Origin of the sequence: Serratia nevei (genome assembly GCF_024160145.1) — a bacterium.
GTDB lineage: Bacteria > Pseudomonadota > Gammaproteobacteria > Enterobacterales > Enterobacteriaceae > Serratia > Serratia nevei_A.
Map to the genome: position 1 here is coordinate 1 of NZ_JAMYWQ010000056.1, position 25,111 is coordinate 25,111.

General features: G+C 61.3%; 23 protein-coding genes. 9 read left to right on the forward strand and 14 right to left on the reverse strand.

The window, feature by feature from the left end; translation table 11 throughout:
• Positions 1 to 382: 382 nt before the first annotated feature.
• From pspG to M6G53_RS23610, 3 genes are all read right to left on the reverse strand, one after another.
• Entirely contained in the window at positions 383 to 601 is a 219-nt protein-coding gene (gene pspG / locus M6G53_RS23600) for an envelope stress response protein PspG (protein ID WP_025304448.1), read from the reverse strand.
• A 157-nt stretch (positions 602 to 758) separates the two neighbouring features.
• Entirely contained in the window at positions 759 to 1,769 is a 1,011-nt protein-coding gene (dusA, locus tag M6G53_RS23605) for a tRNA dihydrouridine(20/20a) synthase DusA (protein WP_253334852.1), read from the reverse strand.
• 111 nt (positions 1,770 to 1,880) lie between these two features.
• Positions 1,881 to 2,453 carry a sugar O-acetyltransferase gene (locus M6G53_RS23610; RefSeq protein WP_253334887.1) on the reverse strand — a complete coding sequence of 191 codons (573 nt, stop codon included), beginning with the start codon at positions 2,451 to 2,453 and terminating at the stop codon, positions 1,881 to 1,883.
• 245 nt (positions 2,454 to 2,698) lie between these two features.
• On the opposite strand from M6G53_RS23610, the gene zur reads away from it, so the two are divergent.
• Positions 2,699 to 3,211, forward strand: a complete 513-nt coding sequence (zur, locus tag M6G53_RS23615; RefSeq protein ID WP_015379223.1) for a zinc uptake transcriptional repressor Zur — start codon at positions 2,699 to 2,701, stop codon at positions 3,209 to 3,211.
• 102 nt (positions 3,212 to 3,313) lie between these two features.
• Here zur and M6G53_RS23620 read toward each other — a convergent pair whose 3' ends face one another.
• The 4 genes from M6G53_RS23620 to M6G53_RS23635 all read right to left on the reverse strand — a co-directional run bounded on the left by M6G53_RS23620 (position 3,314) and on the right by M6G53_RS23635 (position 6,357).
• A complete protein-coding gene (locus M6G53_RS23620; RefSeq protein ID WP_004936743.1) occupies positions 3,314 to 3,523 on the reverse strand; it encodes a CsbD family protein in 210 nt (69 codons plus the stop codon).
• Between the two features lie 315 nt (positions 3,524 to 3,838).
• Positions 3,839 to 5,176, reverse strand: coding sequence for an MATE family efflux transporter DinF (gene dinF / locus M6G53_RS23625; protein ID WP_253334854.1), 1,338 nt, complete (start codon positions 5,174 to 5,176; stop codon positions 3,839 to 3,841).
• 101 nt (positions 5,177 to 5,277) lie between these two features.
• The gene (lexA, locus tag M6G53_RS23630; protein WP_025160136.1) at positions 5,278 to 5,886 is read right to left on the reverse strand and encodes a transcriptional repressor LexA; all 609 of its coding nucleotides are present in this window, start codon (positions 5,884 to 5,886) and stop codon (positions 5,278 to 5,280) included.
• 102 nt (positions 5,887 to 5,988) lie between these two features.
• Positions 5,989 to 6,357: a diacylglycerol kinase gene (locus M6G53_RS23635; protein ID WP_253334856.1), complete on the reverse strand. Its 369-nt coding sequence runs from the start codon at positions 6,355 to 6,357 to the stop codon at positions 5,989 to 5,991.
• A gap of 149 nt (positions 6,358 to 6,506) precedes the next feature.
• Here M6G53_RS23635 and plsB point away from each other — a divergent pair, with 149 nt between their 5' ends.
• A complete protein-coding gene (gene plsB, locus M6G53_RS23640) occupies positions 6,507 to 8,972 on the forward strand; it encodes a glycerol-3-phosphate 1-O-acyltransferase PlsB (RefSeq protein WP_253334858.1) in 2,466 nt (821 codons plus the stop codon).
• Between the two features lie 66 nt (positions 8,973 to 9,038).
• Here the strand turns inward: plsB and ubiA are convergent, their stop codons facing one another.
• Both ubiA and ubiC read right to left on the reverse strand, forming a co-directional pair.
• Positions 9,039 to 9,911 (reverse strand): 4-hydroxybenzoate octaprenyltransferase, encoded by an 873-nt coding sequence (gene ubiA / locus M6G53_RS23645; RefSeq protein WP_253334860.1) that lies wholly within the window; start codon positions 9,909 to 9,911, stop codon positions 9,039 to 9,041.
• A 17-nt stretch (positions 9,912 to 9,928) separates the two neighbouring features.
• The gene (ubiC, locus tag M6G53_RS23650) at positions 9,929 to 10,444 is read right to left on the reverse strand and encodes a chorismate lyase (protein WP_253334868.1); all 516 of its coding nucleotides are present in this window, start codon (positions 10,442 to 10,444) and stop codon (positions 9,929 to 9,931) included.
• 391 nt (positions 10,445 to 10,835) lie between these two features.
• Between ubiC and M6G53_RS23655 the strand changes: the two genes are divergently transcribed.
• The 3 genes from M6G53_RS23655 to M6G53_RS23665 are packed head-to-tail and all read left to right on the forward strand — an operon-like array spanning position 10,836 to position 14,253.
• Positions 10,836 to 12,218 (forward strand): MFS transporter, encoded by a 1,383-nt coding sequence (locus M6G53_RS23655; protein ID WP_253334873.1) that lies wholly within the window; start codon positions 10,836 to 10,838, stop codon positions 12,216 to 12,218.
• A 24-nt stretch (positions 12,219 to 12,242) separates the two neighbouring features.
• The gene (locus M6G53_RS23660; RefSeq protein ID WP_253334875.1) at positions 12,243 to 13,244 is read left to right on the forward strand and encodes a LacI family DNA-binding transcriptional regulator; all 1,002 of its coding nucleotides are present in this window, start codon (positions 12,243 to 12,245) and stop codon (positions 13,242 to 13,244) included.
• 25 nt (positions 13,245 to 13,269) lie between these two features.
• Positions 13,270 to 14,253 carry a nucleoside hydrolase gene (locus M6G53_RS23665; RefSeq protein ID WP_253334878.1) on the forward strand — a complete coding sequence of 328 codons (984 nt, stop codon included), beginning with the start codon at positions 13,270 to 13,272 and terminating at the stop codon, positions 14,251 to 14,253.
• 55 nt (positions 14,254 to 14,308) lie between these two features.
• Here the strand turns inward: M6G53_RS23665 and malM are convergent, their stop codons facing one another.
• From malM to M6G53_RS25540, 4 genes are all read right to left on the reverse strand, one after another.
• Entirely contained in the window at positions 14,309 to 15,214 is a 906-nt protein-coding gene (gene malM, locus M6G53_RS23670; protein WP_253334880.1) for a maltose operon protein MalM, read from the reverse strand.
• Between the two features lie 97 nt (positions 15,215 to 15,311).
• Positions 15,312 to 16,604 carry a maltoporin gene (locus M6G53_RS23675; RefSeq protein ID WP_253334882.1) on the reverse strand — a complete coding sequence of 431 codons (1,293 nt, stop codon included), beginning with the start codon at positions 16,602 to 16,604 and terminating at the stop codon, positions 15,312 to 15,314.
• Between the two features lie 29 nt (positions 16,605 to 16,633).
• Positions 16,634 to 17,743, reverse strand: a complete 1,110-nt coding sequence (malK, locus tag M6G53_RS23680) for a maltose/maltodextrin ABC transporter ATP-binding protein MalK (RefSeq protein ID WP_253334883.1) — start codon at positions 17,741 to 17,743, stop codon at positions 16,634 to 16,636.
• Positions 17,736 to 18,707: an alpha-amylase family glycosyl hydrolase gene (locus tag M6G53_RS25540; RefSeq protein ID WP_301286301.1), complete on the reverse strand. Its 972-nt coding sequence runs from the start codon at positions 18,705 to 18,707 to the stop codon at positions 17,736 to 17,738. Before M6G53_RS25540 ends, malK begins: the two co-directional genes overlap by 8 nt.
• Positions 18,708 to 19,065: 358 nt before the next feature.
• Between M6G53_RS25540 and malE the strand changes: the two genes are divergently transcribed.
• Genes malE through malG form a run of 3 tightly spaced genes read left to right on the forward strand, consistent with a single transcriptional unit; the run spans position 19,066 to position 22,796 of the window.
• Positions 19,066 to 20,259 carry a maltose/maltodextrin ABC transporter substrate-binding protein MalE gene (gene malE / locus M6G53_RS23690; protein ID WP_025304464.1) on the forward strand — a complete coding sequence of 398 codons (1,194 nt, stop codon included), beginning with the start codon at positions 19,066 to 19,068 and terminating at the stop codon, positions 20,257 to 20,259.
• A 57-nt stretch (positions 20,260 to 20,316) separates the two neighbouring features.
• Positions 20,317 to 21,894, forward strand: coding sequence for a maltose ABC transporter permease MalF (gene malF / locus M6G53_RS23695; protein ID WP_253334884.1), 1,578 nt, complete (start codon positions 20,317 to 20,319; stop codon positions 21,892 to 21,894).
• An 11-nt stretch (positions 21,895 to 21,905) separates the two neighbouring features.
• Entirely contained in the window at positions 21,906 to 22,796 is an 891-nt protein-coding gene (malG, locus tag M6G53_RS23700; protein WP_021505147.1) for a maltose ABC transporter permease MalG, read from the forward strand.
• Between the two features lie 88 nt (positions 22,797 to 22,884).
• Here the strand turns inward: malG and psiE are convergent, their stop codons facing one another.
• Positions 22,885 to 23,292 (reverse strand): phosphate-starvation-inducible protein PsiE, encoded by a 408-nt coding sequence (gene psiE / locus M6G53_RS23705; protein ID WP_015379238.1) that lies wholly within the window; start codon positions 23,290 to 23,292, stop codon positions 22,885 to 22,887.
• A gap of 226 nt (positions 23,293 to 23,518) precedes the next feature.
• Between psiE and M6G53_RS23710 the strand changes: the two genes are divergently transcribed.
• Complete coding sequence (locus M6G53_RS23710) at positions 23,519 to 24,955, forward strand: capsule assembly Wzi family protein (protein ID WP_253334885.1); 1,437 nt, start codon at positions 23,519 to 23,521, stop codon at positions 24,953 to 24,955.
• The last annotated feature ends 156 nt before the right edge of the window (positions 24,956 to 25,111 follow it).

Consider the following 25,111-nt stretch of genomic DNA (forward strand, 5'->3'; position numbering starts at 1 on the left):
TGGTCAGGGAGTCGGTGAACATCTACAACACACAGCGGCCGCACCTGTCGCTGAAATACAAAACGCCCGATGAGGTTCATCGGGCGTTATCCGGCTGAAAAGTGTCAACCTATATCAGGACTAGTCATGCGTTTTGTAGGGGTAGAGCAGAGTCCGCCAGAGACAGGGGGTTGCTTCGGCAACACGAATTTTGGTTGTCTCTCACGGTGATGAAATCGGTCGCATCACTGCATCGACAAACATCCTAACAGCCCCGTCCGGCAAAAAACACGCTTTATGTGCCACAGCGCGCGGCAAAACTGCCAAGCTGTGATCGCGGCCGCATTAGCGGGGCGGCAAGTTGTGCAAGTTTCATCGTGACTGACTGATTATTCAGCAAAAATCAGTAGCGCCTGGCCTGTGGTTTCTGCATCGAACGGTAAATCCATACCCCGACGACCGCCAAAATCAGCCACGGCAGCAGCTTGATGACCACCGCGAACAACCCGCCCAACAGCATGAACGCCGCCGCCACCAACAGCGCGGCGAAGATCCCCAGCAGCGAGATGCCGGTCACCATCAGCATCACCACAAAGCCAATGAGAAAGAAGATTTCCAACATGATTGCTCCTTTGCAATACAACGTATCTGCTGAGGGAATTACAAGAAGCGTGCCAGAACGGCGGAAGGGCTAACCTATTGAAAAGATGGGGAAGGCATCCGGCAACGCGCCGAATGCCTGGCGAAAAAGACTAACTGTTAGTCAAAATTTTTGTGGGTTACGCCATTTCCACACGCGGCTGACGCACCAACGCCAGCGCCTGCTCCACCACCCGCGCATCGGCGCCCGGCTTGTGGGCGTTCTCGCTCAGGTGGCGACGCCACTGGCGCGCGCCCGGCACGCCCTGGAACAAACCGAGGATGTGGCGGGTGATGTGGCCGAGATAGGTGCCGTTGGACAGCTCGCGCTCGATATACGGATACAGCGCTTCGACGATCGCCACGCTGTCCGGCACTGCGGTCTGCGCGCCGAACAGTTCGCTGTCGACCCGCCCCAGGATGCCCGGATTCTGGTACGCCTCGCGCCCCATCATCACGCCGTCCAGATGCTGCAGATGCTGCTGCGCCTCTTCCAGCGTTTTCACCCCGCCGTTGATGGCGATGGTCAGCGCCGGGAAATCCCGCTTCAGCTGATAAACGCGCGGGTAGTCCAGCGGCGGCACTTCGCGGTTCTCTTTCGGGCTGAGGCCGGAGAGCCAGGCCTTGCGCGCGTGGATGGTGAACATGTCGCACTCGCCGCGCCCGGCGACGGTTTGGATAAAGTCGCACAGGAAGGCGTAGCTGTCCTGATCGTCGATGCCGATGCGGGTCTTCACCGTCACCGGGATCGACACCACGTCGCGCATCGCCTTGACGCAGTCGGCGACCAGCGTCGCCTGCCCCATCAAACAGGCGCCGAACATGCCGTTTTGCACGCGATCGGACGGGCAGCCGACGTTGAGGTTAATCTCGTCGTAACCGCGCTGCTCCGCCAGCTTGGCGCAGTGCGCCAGCGCGGCCGGATCGCTGCCGCCCAGCTGCAGCGCCACCGGATGCTCTTCTTCGCTGTAGGCCAGGTAGTCGCCCTTGCCGTGAATGATCGCGCCGGTGGTCACCATTTCGGTGTACAGCAGCGTTTCCTTGGTCAGCAGGCGGTGGAAGTAACGGCAATGACGATCGGTCCAGTCGAGCATCGGCGCGATGGAGAAACGATTGGCGGCGTAGGTTGGGGCGTGGTTGTCTTTCGTCATGCTGAGTTACTGGCTACCTGAGTCTGTCTGGGTTTAACGAACGGCGCGCGGCCGCAAACGGCTATTATAACGACAATCGGCGCCGTTGGGAAAACCGCCTTCGCTTCCCCCCTATTCCAACGTGCGGATCACCCGGCACGGCTGCCCCAGCGCCAGCACGTTGGCCGGGATATCGCCGGTCACGATGCTGCCCGCGCCGATAGTCGTGCCGTCGCCGATGGTCACGCCCGGCAAGATCACCACGTTACCGCCGATCCATACGTTGCTGCCGATGGACACCGGCTGCGCCGAGGTGCGGAAAGGAAAGGCCGGGTCGCCGGTAAAGCGTTCGCCGGCCTTCAGCGGGTGGCTCGGCGTGTAGATTTGCACGTTGGGGCCGATCAGCGTGTTGTCGCCGATAGTGATGGTATTGCAGTCGAGGAACACCGCGTTGACGTTGATAAAACAGTTTTTACCGATGCGGACATGCTGCCCGTAGTCGCACCAGAACGGCGTTTCAATCCAGCTCGCCTCGCCCCAGGCGCCAAACAGCTCGCCGAGCAGGCAGTTTTTCTCGTCCGCCTGATGCGAATCCAGCTCGCCCAGCCGTTTGGTTAATGCCCTGGCCCGATGGTACATGGCAATCAGTTCTTCATCGCGGCTGTTGTACACCTGGCCGCTTAACAGCTTCTCTCTTTCCGTCATCACACAAGGCTCCTGCTCATCACGTGGGTGAAGCGCGTTATACCGCTCTCGGCCTTCGCTCTCCAGCGCTAAAATCGGCGACGTTGATTTGCCGCCCGACGGCGGGAAAAAGTTGTGATGCATCTCTCTTTTAGCGTACTCAGCGCGCCTTTCCCTGCGCAATCCTCAGGGGAAAAGGGGGCAACTCTCGGCGATTCGCCGTAATCATGGTAAAATCGGCTTTTTTACGTACCGGGATACTTGCGATGAACTCAACCACCCAGGAAAAGCTGTTGGCACAGGCGGAACGCCTCTGCCAGCAACGCAATGTGCGATTGACGCCGCAACGGCTGGAAGTGCTGCGTCTGATGACTCAGCAACCCGGTGCAATCAGCGCTTATGACCTGCTCGATCTGCTGCGCGTCGCCGAACCACAGGCCAAGCCACCGACGGTCTATCGCGCGCTGGATTTTCTGCTGGAGCAAGGCTTTATCCATAGAGTGGAGTCCGCCAACAGCTACGTGCTGTGCCACCACTTCGAACAGCCGATGCACACGTCCGCACTGTTTATCTGCGACCGCTGCGGCCAGGTGACCGAACGCACCACCGAAGGCGTAGAGGAAACGCTGCAAAAGCTGGCGCAGGAAGCCGGATTTGCGCTGCGGCACAGCGTGGTGGAAGCGCACGGTCTGTGCGCCGGCTGCGTGGAGGTTGAGGCGTGCGACAGCAAGCATGACTGCGCCGAACACGATCACAGTATCGCCATCAAGAAGAAGTAATACGAAGTCAGGTACCTCCCTGTACCTGCGGCCGGGGCGCCAGAGGATGAGAGCGACGCCGGCCTGCACTGGGTAAGCCGCCTTCAATGGCGGCCCTGCAAATTACCAGCGGTGTTTGGTGTGATCTTCCCAGGCTTTTACCTCTTTCTCGGCCGCCTCTTTCTGGTAACCGTAGCGCTCCTGGATTTTGCCGACCAGCTGTTCGCGTTTCCCTTCGATGACCGTCAGATCGTCATCGGTCAGCTTGCCCCATTTTTCCTTCACTTTGCCTTTCAGCTGCTTCCAGTTACCGTCGGCTTGATCTTTATTCATCGTCTCTCCGTTAACCTGTGGTGAATCAGTGATCCCTGTCGCCGGCCGGGGTTAACCAGAAATTTTTCTGGCCGATATTCCCTTCACCTTAAGGAATGCCGTTCCCCTCCATTCACCAGCCACATGATTCATTCTAGTTAAACATAAAAACAAAACCGCCGGAATCCAGAATAAAAAACCATTAAGAAACAAAATAAAAACCAAAAACGCCAAAAAACAACGTGCTAACGGGAACGAGACGGGACTGAAAACATGTAAGCAAACATGAATAAAAACATAAGAAAAGCTAACAAATAACCCAACAAAGCGTCCGGTCTAACGTGCAGCAAACCAGCTGCCACGCACCTGATGACGGTGCCAAATCCAGCCCAGCGCCAGGCCACGCAGCGCCAGAAATACCGCCAGCGCCAGCCAAAGCCCGTGGTTACCAAGCAGTGGCACGCTGAACAGCGCCAGGCCATATCCCGCCGCGGCCACCGCCATGCTGTTGCGCATCTCGGCACCGCGCGTGGCGCCGATAAACATGCCGTCCAGCAAATAGCACCACACCCCGACCAGCGGCAGGATGACCTGCCACGGTAAATAGTGGGCGGCCAACGCACGCAGCTCCGTTAAGGAGGTCAACGCCGCCACGATCTGCTGGCCGCTAACGGCATACGCCAGGGCGAAGGCCAGCGCAACCAGCCCCGCCTGCCGGCAAGCGGCGTGCCACACCTTGCGCAGTTGGCTGTCGTCCCGGGCACCGTAGGCATGGCCCGAATGGGCCTCCACCGCATAAGCGAAGCCGTCGAGCGCATAGGCGGTGAACGTCAGCAGATTCATCAATACCGCGTTGACCGCCACCACGTCGCTCCCCAGGCGAGCGCCGAAGAAGGTCAGCGATGCAAAGCACAGTTGCAGCAGCAGTGAACGCAGCATGATGTCGCGATTAAGCGCCAGCAAGCGGCGCAGATCGCCACGCCAGGCCTGGCGCAGCATCGGCAGGGTAATACCGCGCAAACGCATCACCCGCCATGCCAGCCCCAGGCCGAGCAACAGCGTGGCGTATTCGGCGATGGCGGTTGCCGCCGCCGCACCCCGCACATTCCAGCCCAGGCCCATCACCAGCCAGATATCCAGCACGATGTTCAGCAGGTTGCCGACGATCAGCAGGATCACCGGCGCGCGCACGTACTGCACGCCGAGCAGCCAACCCAGCAGCACCAGATTAGCCAGCGCCGCCGGGGCGCTCAGCCAGCGGATCTCAAGAAAACGCCGCGCCTGTTCCAACACCTCACCATCGCCGCCGACGATCCGTAGCGCCAGTTCAATCAGCGGATAGCGCAGTAGAACAATCGCCGCGCCGGCCAACAGCGCCAGCAGCAGCGGCTGCATAAAGGCGCGCGCCAGCGCCTGCGGATCCTTTGCGCCCAGCGCCTGCGCCGCCAGGCCGGTGGTGCTCATGCGCAAGAACAGCAGAAGCATGAACAGGAAACTGGTCGCCACCGCGCCGATCGCCACGCCGCCCAGATAGATAGGGCTGTCGAGGTGGCCAATCACCGCGGTATCTACCAGCCCGAGCAACGGCACGGTGATGTTGGAGAAAATCATCGGCAGGGCCAGGCGCCACAGAGCCTTATCGGTGTCGCTGGTGAAAGCGGAAATCAGACGCATGATGAGATGTTCCCGTAGCAGTGGCGAAGGGCAAAGTCAGAAACAAAAACGCCCCAGAACAGGGGCGATTGAAACAGGGAGCGGCGGCGATGGTACGGCGATTAAATCCAGTCGCCGTTGCGGATCACGCCAACCGCCAGCCCTTCGATGGTGAAATTCTGCTGACGCAGATCGACCACGATCGGTTGGAATTCATTGTTTTCCGGCAGCAGCTCCACCACGTTGCCGTGTTTTTTCAGGCGCTTGACCGTCACTTCGTCTTCGATGCGCGCCACCACCACCTGGCCGTTGCGCACGTCTTGCGTTTTGTGCACCGCCAGCAGATCGCCGTCCAGAATGCCGATGTCGCGCATCGACATGCCGTTCACCCGCAGCAGGAAATCGGCGCTCGGTTTAAACAGGGAAGGATCCACCTGGTAGTGCCCTTCGATGTGCTGCTGCGCCAGCAGTGGCTCACCGGCGGCGACGCGGCCGATCAGCGGCAGCCCTTCTTCTTCTTCCATCAGCAGGCGGATACCGCGCGAGGCACCGGAGACGATTTCGATCACGCCTTTGCGTGCCAGCGCCTTCAGGTGTTCTTCGGCGGCGTTAGGCGAACGGAACCCCAGACGCATCGCGATCTCGGCACGCGTTGGCGGCATGCCCGTTTGCGAAATATGATCGCGAATCAGATCGTAGACCTCTTGCTGTCTGGTAGTTAGTGCTTTCATTCCGCCCCCTGTTTGTTTATACAGTCTTGCTGTGAGTATATACAGGTAAGCGCGAATTGGGAACCGAAGAATAAATAAAAATCAGACAGTAGGCGCCTTTCGTCAGCCAAAATGCTGCCATAAGATTGTGCCCCAAACGAACAGCGCCAGCACGATCGCCAGCGACACCGCCGCCGATCCCATGTCCTTGGCCCTGCCGGACAGTTCGTGATGCTCGCTGCCGATGCGATCCACCACCGCCTCGATCGCACTGTTCAGGATCTCGACGATCATCACCAGCGCTACCGATCCGATCAATAAAATGCGCGCTATCGCACCCACATCCAGCCAGACAGCCAGTATGATAGCCAGGACGGTTGCCACCAGCTCCTGGCGGAACGCCGCCTCGTGCTGCCAGGCGGCGGAAAGCCCTTTACAGGAATAGCCGGCGGCCTTGATGATGCGGGTCAGTCCGGTTGCTTGGTTTGCCATGTTTTCGTGCCTTTCTCAGAGGTCGGTCATAATAAAATAGAGTCTAGAACAGTCCGCGCTGACGGCTCGCGGTTTTCGAACACCACAGATCTGCTACCCGGTTTCTGGTATGCTTGCGGCGCATTGCTAACAAGAGGCTTCACGTTGTTATGTCAGGTTGGCGTAAAATTTATTATAAACTATTGAATTTACCACTCAAATTGTTGGTAAGAAGTAAGGTCATTCCTTCAGACCCGGTTACCGAGCTAGGGTTGGATCCCTCGCGGCCGATTCTGTATGTTTTGCCTTACAATTCCAAGGCGGATTTGCTGACGCTGCGCACCCAGTGCCTGGCGCAGGATCTGCCCGATCCGCTCGACTCGCTGGAGATCGACGGCACCGTGCTGCCGAGCTACGTGTTCATTCACGACGGCCCGCGCGTGTTCCGCTACTACACCCCGAAAGAAGAGTCGGTAAAGCTGTTCCACGACTATCTGGACCTGCACCGCAGCAATCCGGATCTCGACATTCAGATGCTGCCGGTGTCGGTGATGTTCGGCCGCTCGCCGGGCCGCGAAGGCCACGGCACGCCGCACCTGCGTCTGTTGAACGGCGTACAGAAATTCTTCGCCGTGCTGTGGCTCGGCCGCGACAGCTTCGTGCGTTTCTCCAACACCGTTTCGCTGCGCCGCATGGCCACCGAACACGGCACGGATAAAACCATCGCGCAGAAGCTGGCGCGCGTGGCGCGCATGCACTTCTCGCGTCAGCGCCTGGCTGCGGTAGGCCCGAGCCTGCCGGCCCGTCAGGATCTGTTCAACAAGCTGTTGGCGTCCAAAGCGATCGAAAAAGCGGTCGAGGACGAAGCGCGCAGCAAGAAGATCTCACACGAGAAAGCCCAGCAGAACGCCATCGCGCTGATGGAAGAGATCGCCGCCGATTTCTCCTATGAAACCGTGCGTCTGTCCGACCGCGTGCTGGGCTGGACCTGGAACCGGCTGTATCAGGGCATCAACGTCACCAACGCCGAGCGCGTGCGCCAGCTGGCGCAGGACGGCCACGAGATCGTCTACGTGCCCTGCCACCGCAGCCACATGGACTACCTGCTGCTGTCCTACGTGCTGTATCACCAGGGCCTGGTGCCGCCGCACATCGCTGCGGGCATCAACCTCAACTTCTGGCCGGCCGGCCCGATCTTCCGCCGCCTGGGCGCGTTCTTCATCCGCCGCACCTTCAAGGGCAACAAGCTTTACTCGACGGTGTTCCGCGAATACCTCGGCGAGCTGTTCACCCGCGGTTACTCGGTGGAATACTTCGTGGAAGGCGGCCGCTCACGCACCGGGCGTCTGCTGGAACCGAAGACCGGGACCCTGTCGATGACCATCCAGGCGATGCTGCGCGGCGGCGCCCGTCCGATCACGCTGGTGCCGATCTACATCGGTTACGAGCACGTGATGGAGGTGGGCACCTATGCCAAAGAGCTGCGCGGCGCCACCAAGGAAAAAGAGAGCCTGCCGCAAATGCTGCGCGGCCTGCGCAAACTGCGCAACCTGGGCCAGGGTTATGTCAACTTCGGCGAACCGCTGCCATTGACGGCTTACCTCAACCAGCACGTGCCGCAGTGGCGCGAGTCTATTGATCCGATCGAAGCCCAGCGCCCAAGCTGGCTGACGCCGACGGTCAACGATCTGGCCGGCCAGATCATGGTACGCATCAACAATGCCGCCGCGGCCAACGCCATGAACCTGTGTTGCACCGCGCTGCTGGCCTCGCGCCAGCGTTCGCTGACCCGCGAACAGCTGGTCGAACAGCTCGAGTGCTACCTGCAGCTGATGCGCAACGCGCCTTACGCGCGTGACGTCACCGTGCCGACACAAACGCCGGACGAGCTGCTGGATCACGCCCTGAACATGAACAAGTTCGAGGTGGAGAAGGACAGCATCGGCGACATCATCATCCTGCCGCGCGAGCAGGCGGTGCTGATGACCTATTACCGCAACAACATCCACCACCTGTTGGTGCTGCCGTCGCTGATCGCCAGCATCGTGATGCATCACCGCCGGGTATCGCGCGCCGAGCTGCTGCGCCAGATCGGCATGATCTATCCGATGCTGAAAGCCGAGCTGTTCCTGCATAACGACAAGGAACAGCTGCCGGAGGTACTGCAGCCGGTGATCGACGAGCTGATCCGCCAGCAGCTGATCTGCGACAAAGGCGACGATCTGGTGCTGAACCCGGCGCGCATTCGCCCGCTGCAGCTGCTGGCCGCCGGGGTGCGCGAAACCCTGCAGCGCTACGCCATCACCATGTCGATCCTCAGCGCCAACCCGAGCATCAACCGCGGCGCGCTGGAGAAAGAGAGCCGCATCATGGCGCAGCGTCTGTCGGTGCTGCACGGCATCAACGCGCCGGAGTTCTTCGACAAGGCGGTGTTCTCCACCCTGGTGGCGACGCTGCGCGAAGAAGGCTATATCAACGACAGCGGCGACGCGATCCGCGAGCACACCCTCGAGGTGTACAACATGCTGAGCGATCTGATCACGCCGGAAATCAAGCTGACCATCGAAAGCGTCAACATGCCGGCAGAGACCAACGCCCTGCCGCCGGCCGACGCGGAAGAAGAGCAAGACGAGTGATTTCACCCGCCGCGCAAAAACCAAAGGCACCCCGTGGGGTGCCTTTTTTCTTGATCTGGGGAGCCGTTACACCGGCAGATAACTCAGCGCGATGCCGATAAATATCACCAGCCCGACATAGTTGTTCTGCAGGAAGGCCTTGAAGCAGGCTTCGCGCTCGCGCCCGGCGATCTGCTTCTGCTGGTGAATGAACAGCGCGCCCGCCAGCAGCAGCGACCAGTAAAACGCCCCGCCGAGCTGCGCCAGATAACCGACCCACAGCAGCAGCAGCAGTGTCGCGAACTGCAGCAACCCGACGATCAGCTTGTCATAACGGCCGAACAGGATAGCGGTGGATTTGATGCCGATCTTCAGGTCATCGTCGCGGTCGACCATCGCATACAGCGTGTCGTAGGCCACCGTCCAGCAGATGTTGGCCAGCAGCAGCAGCCAGCAGCTGAGCGGCAGCGATTCGCTGACCGCCGCATAACCCATCGGAATACCCCAGCCGAACGCGGCACCCAGCACGAACTGCGGCAGGTTGGTCACCCGCTTCATGAACGGATACACCCAGGCCAGCGCCAGCGCCGCCAGCGACAGCCAGATGGTCATCGCATTGAGCGTCAACACCAGGCAGAACGAGATCAGCACCAGCACCGCGAACAGCACCTTGGCCTCTTTCGCGCTCACCCGGCCGCTCGGCATCGGCCGCCCGGCGGTGCGTTTCACGTAGCCGTCCACCGCGCGATCGGCGTAGTCATTCACCACGCAGCCGGCGGCGCGCATCAGGAACACGCCGAGCACGAACACCAGCAAAATCGACAGCGGCGGCACGCCTTTCCCGGCCAGCCACAGCGCCCACAGCGTCGGCCACAGCAGCAACAGCGTGCCGATCGGTTTATCAATGCGCATCAAATGGCTGTAAGCCCGCCATTTACTTTGGGTCACGCTTCCCTCCAAGGTCTTGCTCTCCTCTCTTATGCAGGAACCGCTGAATACAGCGGCGAAGCCGGTAAAAACAGTTCGGTCAGCAGCAGCGGTTTGCCCGCCAGCCGCAGCCGTGAACGGCGCGCCCACAGCGCGTCCTGCCGGCCGATATGGATATAGTCGCGGGTCAGATCGCCGCTGCTGAACAGGTAGCGCCCCAGCGGCAGCGTGCCCAGATCCACCAGCGCCTGGTCGGGGCCGGTCAGCGTATTCTCCGGGATCACCGTGCGCCCCAGCAGCCAGGGACGATCGTCACCCAACAGGACGACTTCGCGCAGCCAGTAGCGCGGGCTGTCGGGCAGGTGGTTCGCCTCGTCGCCCAGCGCCTCGCGCGTAACGAAGCATTCGCGCTGCGGTTCGACGCGCACCTGGGCGCAATGGCGTTCAAATCGGCGGGTCATGGAGCCTAACTCCATCAGCCAGTCGCTGACGGCGGCGGGCGCCGGAGGATCCTGTTCGGACAACCACTCCAGCGGCGGCAGGATGGAATCCCTGATGCCAGACATTGCTTTACTCCTCGCCTGAACCGCAGCCGATATGGCGCGCCAGACGATACAAACTGTTAACAGGCCCCCATTGTAGCGCAGAAATACGAAAGCGGCAGGCTGATTCGTGGCGAAAACGGCGGTAGCGTCGGCCGGAAAAACCGGCTTCCTGTCATCTTTTTGCCATCCGCGTTCTCTATCTTCGTTCCCCGGCACGATGGCGATTCTGTGATCGCCTGCAAAATTTCATCTCTGTCGCGTTGTTTTATCTACGCGCGTAGATACTCTGACACCGCAGCGTTGAATCGCCATGCGTCCGACACATTTGTCGGCACACCTTTGTTGCCGGCACCAGGGAAACCATCTTTAACCGCGCCCGTCAGGGCGCAGAACAAAAGAGGATAGCACCGTCATGAGCGAAACAACGCTTGCCCCTTCACAGACCGCCGACGCCGCGCTGGCGGCCGATGAACGCCTGGCAACCAAAGAGGGGCGCAGCCAATTTTGGCGCGCCACCTTCTCCTGCTGGCTCGGCACCGCCATGGAATACGTCGATTTCGCGCTGTACGGCCTGGCGGCCGGCATGGTATTCGGCGACGTGTTCTTCCCCGAAGCCACGCCGCTGGTCGCCCTGCTGGCCAGCTTCGCCACCTACTCCGTCGGCTTCGTCGCGCGGCCGATCGGCGCGCTGGTGTTCGGCTGGATCGGCGATCGCAAAGGCCGCCGCGTGGTGCTGATCACCACCGTGGCGCTGATGGGTATTTCCACCACGCTGATCGGCCTGATCCCGTCCTATGCGCAAATCGGCGTTTGGGCACCCACCTGCCTGGTGATCCTGCGCTTCGCGCAGGGGTTCGGCGCCGGTGCCGAGTTGTCCGGCGGCGCAGTGATGCTGGCGGAATACGCGCCGGCCAAACGGCGCGGGCTGGTGGCGTCGATCATCGCCATCGGCTCCAACAGCGGCACTCTGCTGGCGTCGCTGGTGTGGCTACTGGTGCTGCAGCTGGACAAGGAAGACCTGATGAGCTGGGGCTGGCGCATTCCGTTCCTCGCCAGCATTCTGATCGCCGGCGTGGCGCTCTACCTGCGCCGCCACGTGCGGGAAACGCCGGTCTTTGAACGCGAGCTGCAGCAAAACCACCAGCGCATGCTGGACGCCGCCAACGCCGCGCCGGACTCGCGCAGCTACCTGCAACGCACCAAAGCATTCTGGGTGATGCTCGGCCTGCGCATCGGCGAAAACGGCCCCTCCTATCTGTGTCAGGGCTTTATCGTCGGCTATGTCGCCAAGGTGCTGATGGTCGATAAATCGGTGCCGGCGCTGGCGGTGCTGATCGCCTCGCTGTGCGGTTTTCTGGTGATCCCGCTGGCCGGCTGGCTGTCCGATCGCTTCGGCCGCCGCGTCACCTACCGGTGGTTCTGCCTGCTGCTGGTGCTGTACGCCTTCCCGGCGTTCTGGCTGCTCGACAGCCGTGAACCGGCGATCGTCATCTCGGTGATCGTGGTCGGCATGTGCATCGCATCGTTGGGGATCTTCGGCGTGCAGGCGGCTTACGGCGTCGAACTGTTCGGCGTGAAGAACCGCTACTCCAAGATGGCGTTCGCCAAGGAGCTCGGCTCGATCCTCTCCGGCGGCACCGCGCCGCTGATCGCCACCGCGCTGCTGTCCGGCTTCGGTCACTGGTGGCCTGTCGCCGCCTATTTTGTTGTAATGGCGGGCATCGGCTTAATCACCACCTTCTTTGCCCCCGAAACCCGCGGCCGCGATCTTAACCTGCCGCAGGATGCCGCATAGCGAGAAGGCGAACAGGATCCCAATTTGGATAATCACTCCGCGCGACGCGTTACCCGCGCCGACGTGGCCCGCGTAGCGGGCACCTCCGTCGCCGTGGTCAGCTATGTGATCAACAACGGCCCGCGCCCGGTGGCGGAAGCCACCCGGCTGCGCGTGCTGGCGGCGATCGAGCAGACCGGCTACCGGCCGAACGATATCGCGCGGGCGCTGGCCTCCGGCAGCACGCAAACCTACGGGCTGGTGGTGCCGGATATTTCCAACCCGTTCTTCGCCACCCTGGCGCGGGCGCTGCAGCAAGAGGCTTTCAGCCGCGGCCGCGTGCTGCTGCTGGGCGACGCCGGCGATGACCGGCAGCGCGAATATGAGCTTATCAACAACCTGCTGCGCCGCCAGGTCGACGGCCTGCTGTACACCAGCGTCGATCGCCACCCGTGGTTCGATCTGATCCGCGCCTCCGGCACGCCCTGCGTGATGATAGACACCATCGACAGCCAGGCCGGCGTCTGCGCCATTCGCGTCGACGAGCGCGACGCCGCCTGCCAGGCGACCCGCCATCTGCTGCAGCACGGTTATCGCGACATCGGCATTTTTATCGGCCCGCTGACCATGCTCAACGCACAGGATCGCCTGAACGGCTGGCGCGATGCGCTGCTGGAGGCGGGCATCGAGCCGCGCGACGAGTGGATTTTCGAGGCGCCCTACACCCGCCAGGGCGGCTATCAGGCCACCCAGCGCCTGGTGCAAGGCCCGCGCCCGCGTGCCGTTTTCACCTCCAACGAGCAGCAGGCGCTCGGCTGCCTGTCGGCGCTGGCGGAACATGGGCTGCGCGCGCCGGACGATCTGGCGCTGATCTGTTTTAACGGCACGCAGCAATCCGAATTCAGCGTGCCGCCGCTCAGCGCGGTCGAGCAACCGATCGACGCCATGGCCAAGCGGGCCATCGCCATGCTGGCCACCGGTGCCGCGCCCGCCGAGCTGCATGAATTCGCTTTTCAACTGCGCATCCGCCGCTCCTGCGGCTGTTAGCGGTTTTTCAGGACACCTTATATATATGCGTTTAATCATTGATTGCGATCCCGGCAACGGCGTGCCCGGCGCCAACGTCGACGACGGCCTGGCGCTGGCCCTGGCGCTGGCGGCCAAACCGCAGCTGCAGCTGGAGCTGATCAGCATCGTGGCCGGCAACACCCCGCGTGAAGTGGGCTTCGCCGTCGCCACCGAGCTGCTGGCGCAGAGCGGTTATCGGGTGCCTGTCGCCCTCGGCGCGGCGCGCGCCCTGAGCGAGCCGCCGGAGCCGTGGCGCGCCCATCTGGATCGCCCGATCGCCGATCCGAAACTGGCGGCGCTGTGGCGTGACCTGCCCGCCCCCACGCTGGCCAACGCGCCCGTACCGGACGCCGCCATCGCCATCGGCGAACTGATCTGCCGGCATCCCGGCGAGATCACGCTGGCGGCGATCGGCCCGCTGACCAACGTTGCGCACGCCATGCAGCTTTACCCGCAGATGGCGCAGGCGGTGAAAGAGATCGTGATCATGGGCGGCGTGTTCAACGTCGACGGGTACATCAAGGACACCAATTTCGGTTTGGATCCCGAAGCGGCGCAGCTGGTGTTGAACAGCGGCGCGGCCATCACGCTGGCGCCGCTGGATGTCACCACCCAGACCATGCTGACCCAGGCGGATCTGGCCGCGTTGACCCAGCCGGATACCCCGCTGTGCCGCTATTTACGCGCCACCACGCGGCCGTGGATCGACTATTCTCGCCATACGCGGCACCTGCCGGGCTGCTGGATCCATGATGCGCTGGTGATCGCCTGGCTGCTGGCGCCGCAGCTGGTCACGACCGAGATGTTCCATGTGGATGTGGCGCTGGAAGGGGCGTTGACGCGCGGCAGCTCACGCCGCTGGCGGCCAGACAGCCTGCGCCTGACGGTCGGCATGCCGCCGCCGCAGGGCAAGCCGGTGCGCGTCATGCAGCAGGTGGACAACGCCCGTCTGCTGGCGTTGATCGGCGCAACGCTGGCCCGCGGATGAAAAAAGGTGCGCCAAGGCGCACCAATCATCGAGCCAGCATCGGCAGCGCCGGGTGTTACCCCTTGCCTTTAACGCTGCTGATAAACGTTTTACGCGCGGTGGTCGAGCCCAGCTTCTCGGCCTCATTCATCAGCTTCAGCGCCTTATCGATATCGCCCGCCTTCACCGCCTGTTTGATGCCGTTATTAAAGTAGCTTTCGGTATCGTTGAGCATCGGCTCCGCCGGTTTCTCCGGCGCCGGTGCCGGTGCAGCCACGGCGGCAGGGGCGGTCGAGCCCACCACCACCGGCGCCACGGTCGGCGCAGGCTGCAGCATGCCGATCATCACGTTGCCGGTGCCCTGTTCAGCGGTGACCTTAAGCTTCAGCGTGCCGGTCGTCGCGTGGCCGGCGATCGGATCCGGGATATCCGGCACCGCGTTGCCCACGCCCTGCGCATAGGCCTTGGCCGGGTTAGTCAGCTGCGTGGTTTTCGCCAAATCCTGGCGGGTGGTGTACACCAGCAGGTAAATCTGTTTTTGACCGAGCGCCGGCGTCAGCTTCAGCGTGCCTTCGAGGCGATCGGAAGACATCGCCCCCGGCGGCTGGTAAGGGAAGTAGCTGCTCGGGTAATACGCCGCCGGGCGCAGATGCTCGTCCAGCACCAGCACGCTCGGCGCATAAAGCGAATTGTTTTTGGCGAGGCTGCTCAGCGTCACTTCCAGCGAACCGCGATCGGCCGGCAACGTATAGGCGGCGATCGCCCCCCGGATCTCGCCCTGATTGAGCTGTGGGCTGACGGCGTCGAGCTTCACCTCTTGCGACACCGGCGGCTGCAGCGGCTGCCACGGCAGGCTTTGCAGCGTGGCGGCGCTGATGGCCGGCGCGACGGAAACGTTGGCCGGCGTCTCGGCGTTGGCCGCCAAAGGCGCGCCGACGGTCAGCGCCAGCGACAGGCAGAGTGACAGCAGATTCTTTTTCATCGTTATATCCTCTTTCAGCACCGCGGCAGTTCAGGCAAGAGATCCGGCCGCGGCGAATGCGGTTGGGGGAGAGCCTTCGGCCCTCCCCGTCCGGTCGTTACCACCAAATTTCCATCTGGGCGCCGAAGGTGACTTCGTCATCCTTGCCGCGGCTGAAGGTGTGCAGGCTGGTGTCGTTGTAAGCAGTGCCGGCGGTATACCCGGTGTCGTCACCGGTGGCGTAGCCCCACTTCTCATCCCACTTGGCGTAGGTGGCGAACAGACGGATGGCCGGGCGCGACCAGATACTGTTGCCCGCCTGCCACTGCTGCGCCAGAGTCACTTTATACTGGCCATTGCGATCGCCGGTACGCTGGGATTTGACGTTGTCGTAGCCGGCTTCCAGCAGGGTGCTCATGATCGGCGTCCATTTGTACATCGGGCGCACGCCCACGGTGTACCAGGTGGTGCCGTTGTTGTTGTCGCGGTCGATGTCCTGGAACATGGCGACGTACATCATGGCCCATTGGTCGTTGAAGTCGATGGCGCCGTGATCCAGCACGCGGATCATCTTGCCGTTGTTATCGATGGTGGCCCCCTGGCTGCGGCCGTTGTTTTGTGAGGTCATCGAGTCGGTGGCGTACTGCACTACGAACTTGTTGTAGCCGCTCAGGATGCTCTGGGTGTGTTCCGCGGTGAACATCCAGCCGTCTTTGCTGGCGCCGTCGGCCAGGTGATAGTGGTCCTGCGCGTTGGCGCGACCGTAGTCCACGCCCAGCTCCAGGGTGCCGCCCGGGTTCAGCTCCAGGCCGGCCAGGCGCAGGTCGAAGGTGTCGTTGACGGTCGGGCGCTGCTTCCATTCGTTATCCAGGTAGCCGTAAGAGCCGCCGGATTCCGAGTTGCGGGTCACGGCGGCGGACAGCTTGCCGAAGCCCAGATCGATGTTTTCCAGACCGGCGCCCGGGCCGGAGATATCCCAGTAGTAGAAGTCGATCATATGAACGTCATGACGCTGATAGAAGCGCTTACCGGCCCACAGCGTGGAGCCCGGCAGCCAATCGATCAGGTTTTTACCCTGCACGTTGACTTCGCGGAAGCCCGGCGTCACGTCTTCCCAATCGGAGCGTTGCGAAACCGAATAGGCCAGGTTGGTGTCGAAATAGAAGCTCTTGTCGCCTTCTTTCCACACTTCCTGCCCCAGCTTCAATTCAGCGTAGGTTTCACATTCGTTGCCGAGACGGTACTTGCTCGCGGCGCCGGTGGCCTTGAAGCACTGTTGCTCACCGCCGCTGCCGGTCCAGCCGATGCCGGAACGGGCGTAACCGTGAAAATCCACGGCCAGCGCCTGGGTGGAAAGAACACCGGCGGCGACAGCCAGTGCCAGAGGAAGTTTGCGCAGAGTTGTCATCATTATTCTCCTGTTATACCGACTTTGATGCTTTAAACGCCCGGCTCCTGGTGCAGCCGTTTACATGCCGTACCGTCTTCACGGAACAGGTGGCAACGGTGAGGCGGCAGGCCGATGGCGAATGTGGCACCTTCTTCTACCAGCACCACGTCGTTCTGGCGGTACACCAGGTTTTGACGGATGGCCGGGATTTGGATGTGGATTTGCGTCTCGTTGCCGAGCTGCTCCACCACCTGTACGTCGCCGGTAAGCCGCACTTCAGAGGCTTCGCCGGGCAGCAGATGTTCAGGGCGAATGCCCAGTGACAGATTGGCGCCGGGCTGAACGCCCGCGCCTTCCACCGGCAGCCAGACCAGCTGGCGGTTGGGCAGTTCGACCTGCACCTGTTGCGGCTGCGCCGCGGTCACCTTGACCGGCAGGAAGTTCATCTTCGGCGAGCCGATAAAGCCGGCGACGAAGCGGTTGGCGGGGTAGTGGTACAGTTCCAGCGGCTTGCCGACCTGCGCCACGCGACCGGCGTCGAGCACCACGATCTTGTCGGCCAACGTCATCGCTTCGACCTGATCGTGGGTGACGTAAATCATGGTGCGCTGCAGGCGCTTGTGCAGACGGGAGATCTCGATGCGCATCTGTACCCGCAGTGCGGCGTCGAGGTTGGACAGCGGTTCGTCGAGCAGGAATACGTCCGGCTCGGCCACCAGCGTGCGGCCGATCGCCACGCGCTGACGCTGCCCGCCGGACAGCGCCTTCGGCCGCCGGTCGAGCAGGTGCGCCAGTTGCAGCACTTCGGAGACCTGGTTCACCCGTTGATTGATGTCCGCTTTCCTGGCGCCGGCCAGCTTCAGGCCGAACGACATGTTGTCCGCCACCGACAGGTGCGGATACAGCGCGTAAGACTGGAACACCATGCCGATGCCGCGCTCGGAAGGCGGCACCTCATTCATACGTTTCTCGCCGATCAGCAGTTCGCCGGAGGTGATGTCCTCCAGCCCGGCGATCATGCGCAGCAGCGTCGATTTACCGCAGCCCGACGGCCCGACAAACACCACAAACTCGCCGTCTTCGATGGTCAGATTGACGTCTTTGGAAATCACGGCCTCACCGAAGGCCTTATAAACGCTGCGCAGTGTGACGCTAGCCATGCGTTACTCCCCTGCTTTCGCAGTTAACATGTCGTGTGAAAATGGCAGAGGCAAAGCCCGCCAAAACCCATTGATGACCCTCTTGCTGCGCGCCGTGCTGCCATGCCAACGGCAAGGTCGCCTCAGACGGCGCGGCCGCCTGAGTATAAGGCTGCAGGTTTATCAGCGCTTCAAGGCATTGATCCTGATGGGTAATAAGTAAGCGCACCACGCCGTCCCGCTGGCTGACCGCGCTCAGCTCGCCGTGCTGGATAAGCGGCGAATGGCGCAGGGCCAACAGCGCCTGGCAGTAACGTAAGGTGGAGTGGCTGTCGTGCTGTTGGCGGCTGATGGCCAGCGCGCGGTGTTCGATCGCCACCTGCTGATACCAGCTGATTTCGCCGGCGGTGACCTGTTCGGGGGCTTCATGCCACGGCATCGGCGTTTGCGCGCCACGCGGATCCTGCAGGCCGGCGGCGTGCGGCAGCCCCAGCTCTTCGCCCTGATACAGGCAGATCGGCGCCGGCAACATCGCCAGCAGCGTCAGAAAGGCGACGGCGGAGCGCAGGTCGCCCTGCCCCCAGCGGCTGACCACTCGGGGCTGCTCGGCGTCGCCGGTGCTCCACAGGCTGTCCGCCAGCGTGGCGCGGCGGGCGTGCAGCACCGCCACCAGCTTCTCCGCGCTGAACGGCATCACGTCCAGCGCCAGCGCCCCCTGGGCGAAACGCTGCGGTGCGGCCGCATTGCGAACGCGGTTGGCTTCATCGGCGTACCACAGCGTCAGCCCTTCGCCCGTCACCGCCGCCTCGGCCTCCGGCGCCAGCGTCTGCGGCAGCAACAGGCCATCGATCGACAGCGCTTTCAGGTACGGCAATGCCGCCAGCATGCCGTGCGCGTCGCCCACGCCGTCCCCGTTTCCGTCGCGGAAACTGGCCGGATGGATCCGGTACAGGGTGGGCTGAGTGGCGATAGGCATTGACGACATAAATCCGGTATCCCTGCTGCGCGTGGCGTTGAAAATCAATGGGCCGATAGTGCGGGAGTCGCGGGAAAGGGTAATCATCCGTAACAGGATTTTTCATGGGGGAGGAGACGGGAGGATGAGAGAACGACCGCGGCGATGAGAAGTTCCGCGCTTAAGGCAAATCTGTGATCCGGCTGGCAAAAATCGCCCCCCTATTTTGTGCCTGACGCCACAGAATAGAGCGCAACGTTAACTGGATCACACTCCTCATCTCAGGGGCGTAGAGGGGGGGAGGATGAGAATATGTCGCGTTGTGACCCACTATTACCGCGAAACGTCTCTCCTTGATTTATGTGCCCACAAAAAGAAGGACTGGATTATGACTCGCAGCATTACCCTCGCCCGCACGCTGGCGCTCTCGGCACTGGCCACCCTGGTGCTCTCTTCTTCCGCCTTCGCCAAGATCGAGGAAGGCAAACTGGTTATCTGGATCAACGGCGACAAGGGCTATAACGGCCTGGCCGAAGTCGGCAAGAAATTCGAAAAAGACACCGGCATCAAAGTCACCGTCGAGCACCCGGACAAGCTGGAAGAAAAATACCCGCAGGTAGCCGCCACCGGCGACGGCCCGGACATCATCTTCTGGGCCCACGATCGCTTCGGCGGCTATGCGCAGTCCGGCCTGCTGGCCGAAATCCATCCGTCCAAAGCCTTCCAGGACAAGCTGTTCCCGTTCACCTGGGACGCCGTGCGCTATGACGGCAAGCTGATCGGCTACCCGATCGCCGTCGAAGCGCTGTCGCTGATTTACAACAAAGACCTGGTCAAACAGCCGCCGAAGACCTGGGAAGAGATCCCGGCGCTGGACAAGCAGCTGCGCGCCAACGGCAAGAGCGCCATCATGTGGAACCTGCAGGAGCCCTACTTCACCTGGCCTATCATCGCCGCCGACGGCGGTTATGCCTTCAAGTATGAAAACGGCAAATACAACATCAAGGATGTCGGCGTCGCCAACGCCGGTTCGCAGGCCGGTCTGCAGTTCATCGTCGATCTGGTGAAAAACAAACACATCAACGCCGATACCGACTACTCAATCGCCGAAGCCGCGTTCAACAAAGGCCAGACCGCGATGACCATCAACGGACCCTGGGCCTGGAACAACATTGAGCAAAGCAAAATCAACTACGGCGTGACGCTGCTGCCGACCTTCAAAGGCAAGCCGTCCAAGCCGTTCGTCGGCGTGCTGACCGCCGGCATCAACGCCGCCAGCCCGAATAAAGAGCTGGCGACCGAGTTCCTCGAGAACTACCTGCTGACCAACGAAGGGCTGGCGGACGTCAACAAAGACAAGCCGCTGGGCGCGGTGGCGCTGAAGTCCTATCAGGAAGCGCTGGCCAAAGATCCGAAGATCGCCGCCACCATGCAGAACTCGCAAAACGGGGAAATCATGCCGAACATCCCGCAGATGAGCGCCTTCTGGTACGCCGAACGCAGCGCGGTGATCAACGCCGTCAGCGGCCGTCAGACGGTGAAAGCCGCGCTGGACGACGTGCAGACCCGTATCACCAAGTAACGACGTCGTGCGGGGTGCCACGGTGCCCCGCCGTTGCTTCACAGAAAGGAACGCCCTATGCAATTCGCTCACGCCGGGACGCCCGCGCGTAAAAAATCGAAGTGGTGGCAAAGCGACGTGCTGAAATGGCTGGTGGTCGGCCTGTTCAGCCTGGTGACCTGCTACCTGATTGTGTTGATGTATGCACAGGGTGAATACCTGTTCGCCATCCTGACGCTGATCCTGGTCAGCGCCGGGCTTTACGTCTTCGCCAATCGCCGCGCCTACGCCTGGCGCTATGTGTATCCCGGTATCGCCGGTATGGGGCTGTTCGTTCTGTTCCCGCTGATCTGTACCATCGCCATCGCCTTTACCAACTACAGCAGCACCAACCAGCTGACCTTCGAGCGCGCGCAATCGGTGCTGATGCAGCGCCAGTTCCAAAGCGGCAAAACCTTTACCTTCGGCCTCTATCCGGCGGAAAACCAGCAGTGGCGCCTGCAGCTGACGCCACCGGACAGTGAACAGCCGCTGATCTCCGGGCCTTTCCGCCTCGACGCCGCCGCGCCGCAAACCCTGAAACTGACGGCGCAGGGCGCTGAGCCGCAGGGCGAACGCGCCACGCTGCGGGTGATCACCCAGAACCGGCAGGCGCTGAGCCAGCTGGTGGCGCAGCTGCCCGACGGCGGTGAATTGCGCATGAGCTCCCTGCGCCAGTTCTCCGGCACCCGCCCGCTGTATGCGCTGGACAAAGACGGCAGCACGCTGACTAATAATCAGACCCAGGTGCGCTACCGGCCGAATGGCGACATCGGCTTCTATCAGGCGATCAACGCCGACGGCGGTTGGGCGCAGGAAACCCTGAGCCCGGGCTATACCGTCACCACCGGCTGGAAAAACTTCCTGCGGGTGCTGCAGGACGAGGGCATCAAAAAACCGTTCGTGTCGATCTTCATCTGGACCATCGTGTTCTCGGTGATGACGGTGATCCTCACCGTGGCGGTCGGCATGGTGCTGGCCTGCGTGGTGCAGTGGGAGGCGCTGAAAGGCAAGGCGGTATACCGCGTGCTGCTGATCCTGCCCTATGCGGTGCCGTCGTTCATTTCGATCCTGATCTTCAAGGGTTTGTTCAACCAGAGCTTCGGCGAGATCAACATGATGCTCAGCCACCTGTTCGGTATCAAACCGGCCTGGTTCAGCGATCCGCTCACCGCCAAGAGCATGATCCTGATCGTCAACACCTGGCTCGGCTACCCGTACATGATGATCCTGTGCATGGGGCTGCTGAAAGCGATCCCGGACGATCTGTACGAGGCCTCGGCGATGGACGGCGCCAACCCGTGGCAAAACTTCTTCCGCATCACCTTGCCGCTGCTGATCAAGCCGCTGACGCCGCTGATGATCGCCAGCTTCGCCTTCAACTTTAACAACTTCGTGCTGATCCAGCTGCTGACCAACGGCGGCCCGGACATGATTGGCACCACCACCCCGGCCGGCTATACCGATCTGCTGGTCAGCTACACCTACCGCATCGCCTTCGAAGGCGGCGGCGGGCAAGACTTCGGCCTGGCGGCCGCCATCGCCACGCTGATCTTCCTGCTGGTGGGCGCGCTGGCGATCCTGAATTTGAAAGCCAGCAAGATGAACTTCGATTAGGGAGAAAAACGATGGCCATGGTTCAACCCAAATCCCAGCGCCTGCGCCTGTGGATCACCCATATTCTGATGCTGTGCTTTATCGCCCTGATCATGTTCCCGCTGCTGATGGTGGTCGCCATCTCGCTGCGCTCCGGCAACTTCGCCACCGGCAGCCTGATACCGGAAACCCTCTCCTGGGATCACTGGCGGCTGGCGCTCGGCTTCAGCGTCACCCACGCCGACGGCAGCGTAACGCCGCCGCCGTTCCCGGTGCTGCTGTGGCTGTGGAACTCAGTCAAGATCGCGGCGATCACCGCCATTGGCATCGTGACGCTCTCCACCACCTGCGCCTACGCCTTTGCCCGCATGCGTTTTCGCGGCAAGAGCACGCTGCTGAAAAGCATGCTGATCTTCCAGATGTTCCCGGCAGTGTTGTCGCTGGTGGCGCTGTACGCCCTGTTCGATCGCCTGGGCCAGTACATTCCGTTTATCGGCCTGAATACCCACGGCGGCGTGATCTTCGCCTATATGGGCGGCATCGCGCTGCACGTCTGGACCATCAAGGGCTATTTCGAAACCATCGACAATTCGCTGGAAGAGGCGGCGGCGCTGGACGGCGCCACGCCGTGGCAGGCGTTCCGCCTGGTGCTGCTGCCGCTGTCGGTGCCGATTCTGGCGGTGGTGTTCATTCTGTCGTTTATCGCCGCCATCACCGAGGTGCCGGTGGCGTCGCTGCTGCTGCGCGACGTGAACAGCTATACGCTGGCGGTCGGCATGCAGCAATATCTCAACCCGCAGAACTACCTGTGGGGCGACTTCGCCGCCGCCGCGGTGCTGTCGGCGATACCGATCACCGCCGTGTTCCTGCTGGCGCAGCGCTGGCTGGTGGGCGGCCTGACGGCCGGTGGAGTAAAGGGGTAATTTGTGCCACTGCAGTGCGTTTGATGTCTTTCCGCAATAGCGGTAAACCTGTGTCTTTGGCGGCCTCTGGCCGCCATTTTTATCTCCGCTATTCCCGTTTCAGCCGATCGGTATTGGCCAGATAGAGCGTCACCACCAGCACCAATATCGCCGCAGCGTAGATCAGGGTGTCGATAGGATTCTTGTGGTCCACGATAATCAAACGAATAATCGCGGTAATGCCGATATAAATAAAATAGCGCAGCGGAAAATGATAACCCGACTCAAAATACTTGACGATCAAGGCGATAAATTCAAAGTACAAGAAATAAATCACGATGCCTTCAATCAACAGGTAAGAGGACGACTCTTCGCTGTTGATAAAGAGTACCTTCGCCAGGTGAATGGTCTCCTTGACCAGAAACACCACCAGAATTGCCGCCAGCAGCAGCAGGCCCACGTTCAGTACCCGCTGCAGCCCTTTCGCTATCATTATCGAACGCGACGTTTTTGCCATAAAACCTCTCTCTGAATACCACTCATATTATTCAACTGTGCCAACCTAGGCATTGTCTTAAAAATTACGCCCCGCGCAAAATCGTTTTAAATCCCATTTAATTCATAGCGTTATAATAAGATGTTTCTAAGTTATAGATTTGTAGCAAATCGAAATGTCAACTATCATGGGACACAGAAAGCTTTACATAAAACCAATAACCTCGAATTAACAAGGGAATTCTTTTATGCGCGCTAAACTGAACGGACTGGTCGCCGCAGGCCTGTTTACCTGTGCCTTGTCAGGGCACGCCGCCGGCCTGGTAACCCCTGACACCGATCTGCGTAACGATCTCGCCTGGTTGTCGGATCGCGGCGTCATCAACGTCAGCCTGTCCACCTGGCCGCTGAGCCAGGAAGAGATCAGCTCCGTTATCGCGCAGGCCAAGCCGGTCACCAATACCGAGAAAAACGTCATTGACCGCGTGCAGCGCCGCGTCGATGCCTTGAAAGCCAACATCCGCGTCAGCGGTTACGCCTCGACCGACAAACCCGGCACCCCGCAAGGCTTCGGCCAAAACGAGTATGCCGACGATCGCCTGACCATCGGCGCCGGCGCCAACGGCGAGTTCTGGGACGTGCGTCTGCAGGGCTCGGTGGAAGGCGATCAGCGCGTCAGCGACGGCTCCAAATTCAATATGAACGGCTCCTATGGCGCGGTGAAAATCTGGAACCAGTGGCTCTCCTTCGGCGAGGTTTCCCAGTGGTGGGGCCCCGGCTACGACGGCAGCCTGATCCGCTCCGACGCCGCGCGTCCGGTGGCCGGCTTTATGCTGCAGCGTGCCGACCAATCGCCGTTTGAAACGCCGTGGCTGTCGTGGATCGGCCGTTGGCAATACCAGCTGACCGCCGGCCAGCTGTCGCAATACAGTTCTGTTCCGCATACCAAATTGATCGGTGGCCGCTTCACCATGATGCCGACCGATTTCCTGGAATTAGGCGCTTCGCGCATCATGCAATGGGGCGGTGAAGGCCGTCCGCAGTCCTGGAGTTCTTTCTGGAAGGGCGTTAGCGGCCGCGACAACGATGATTCCGGCCAGGGCAACGATCCAGGCAACCAGCTCGCCGGTTTTGACTTCAAGCTGAAAATGCAGCCGTTAATTGGCCTGCCGGTCAGCCTGTACGGCCAGTTGGTGGGTGAAGATGAGGCAGGCTATCTGCCGTCGCAAAATACCTATCTGCTCGGCCTGGAAGGGCACCCTGAATGGGGCCCGACGACCATCAACTGGTCTATCGAAGGGGCGGATACCCGCTCGGATATGAGCCGGGAACGTTATGTCTACACTCACTACATCTACAAGGGTGGGTATTATCAGCAAGGTTATCCGCTGGGCCACGCGATGGGCGGCGACGGCCAGATGCTGTCCGGCCGTGTCGAGCTGGTGCTGGACGACAGCCAGCGCTGGAGCACCCGTCTGGTGTATGCCAAGGTGAACCCGAATAACCAGACGATCAACAAGGCGTTCCCGAAATCCGATACGCTGAAGGGCATCCAGGTCGGTTGGGGTTACACCTTCCCGTCACAGGTTAAATTCGACACCAGCCTGTGGTACACCGACAGCAAGCACAGCACCGCCGACGACGTGGGCGCGGGCGTCAGCTTCGAAGTGCCGATCAACCTGTAATGTTTACCGACGTAAAAAAACCCGCCGCGGCGTAATGCCGATCGTTTAAGGATCAATTGACCGATCCTGTGGTTGCTGTACAAAGGGTCCATGGCATCGTCATGGACCCTTAAAATGGAACTTTCCCAGGCTCTTGGCATTATCAATTTCACCACA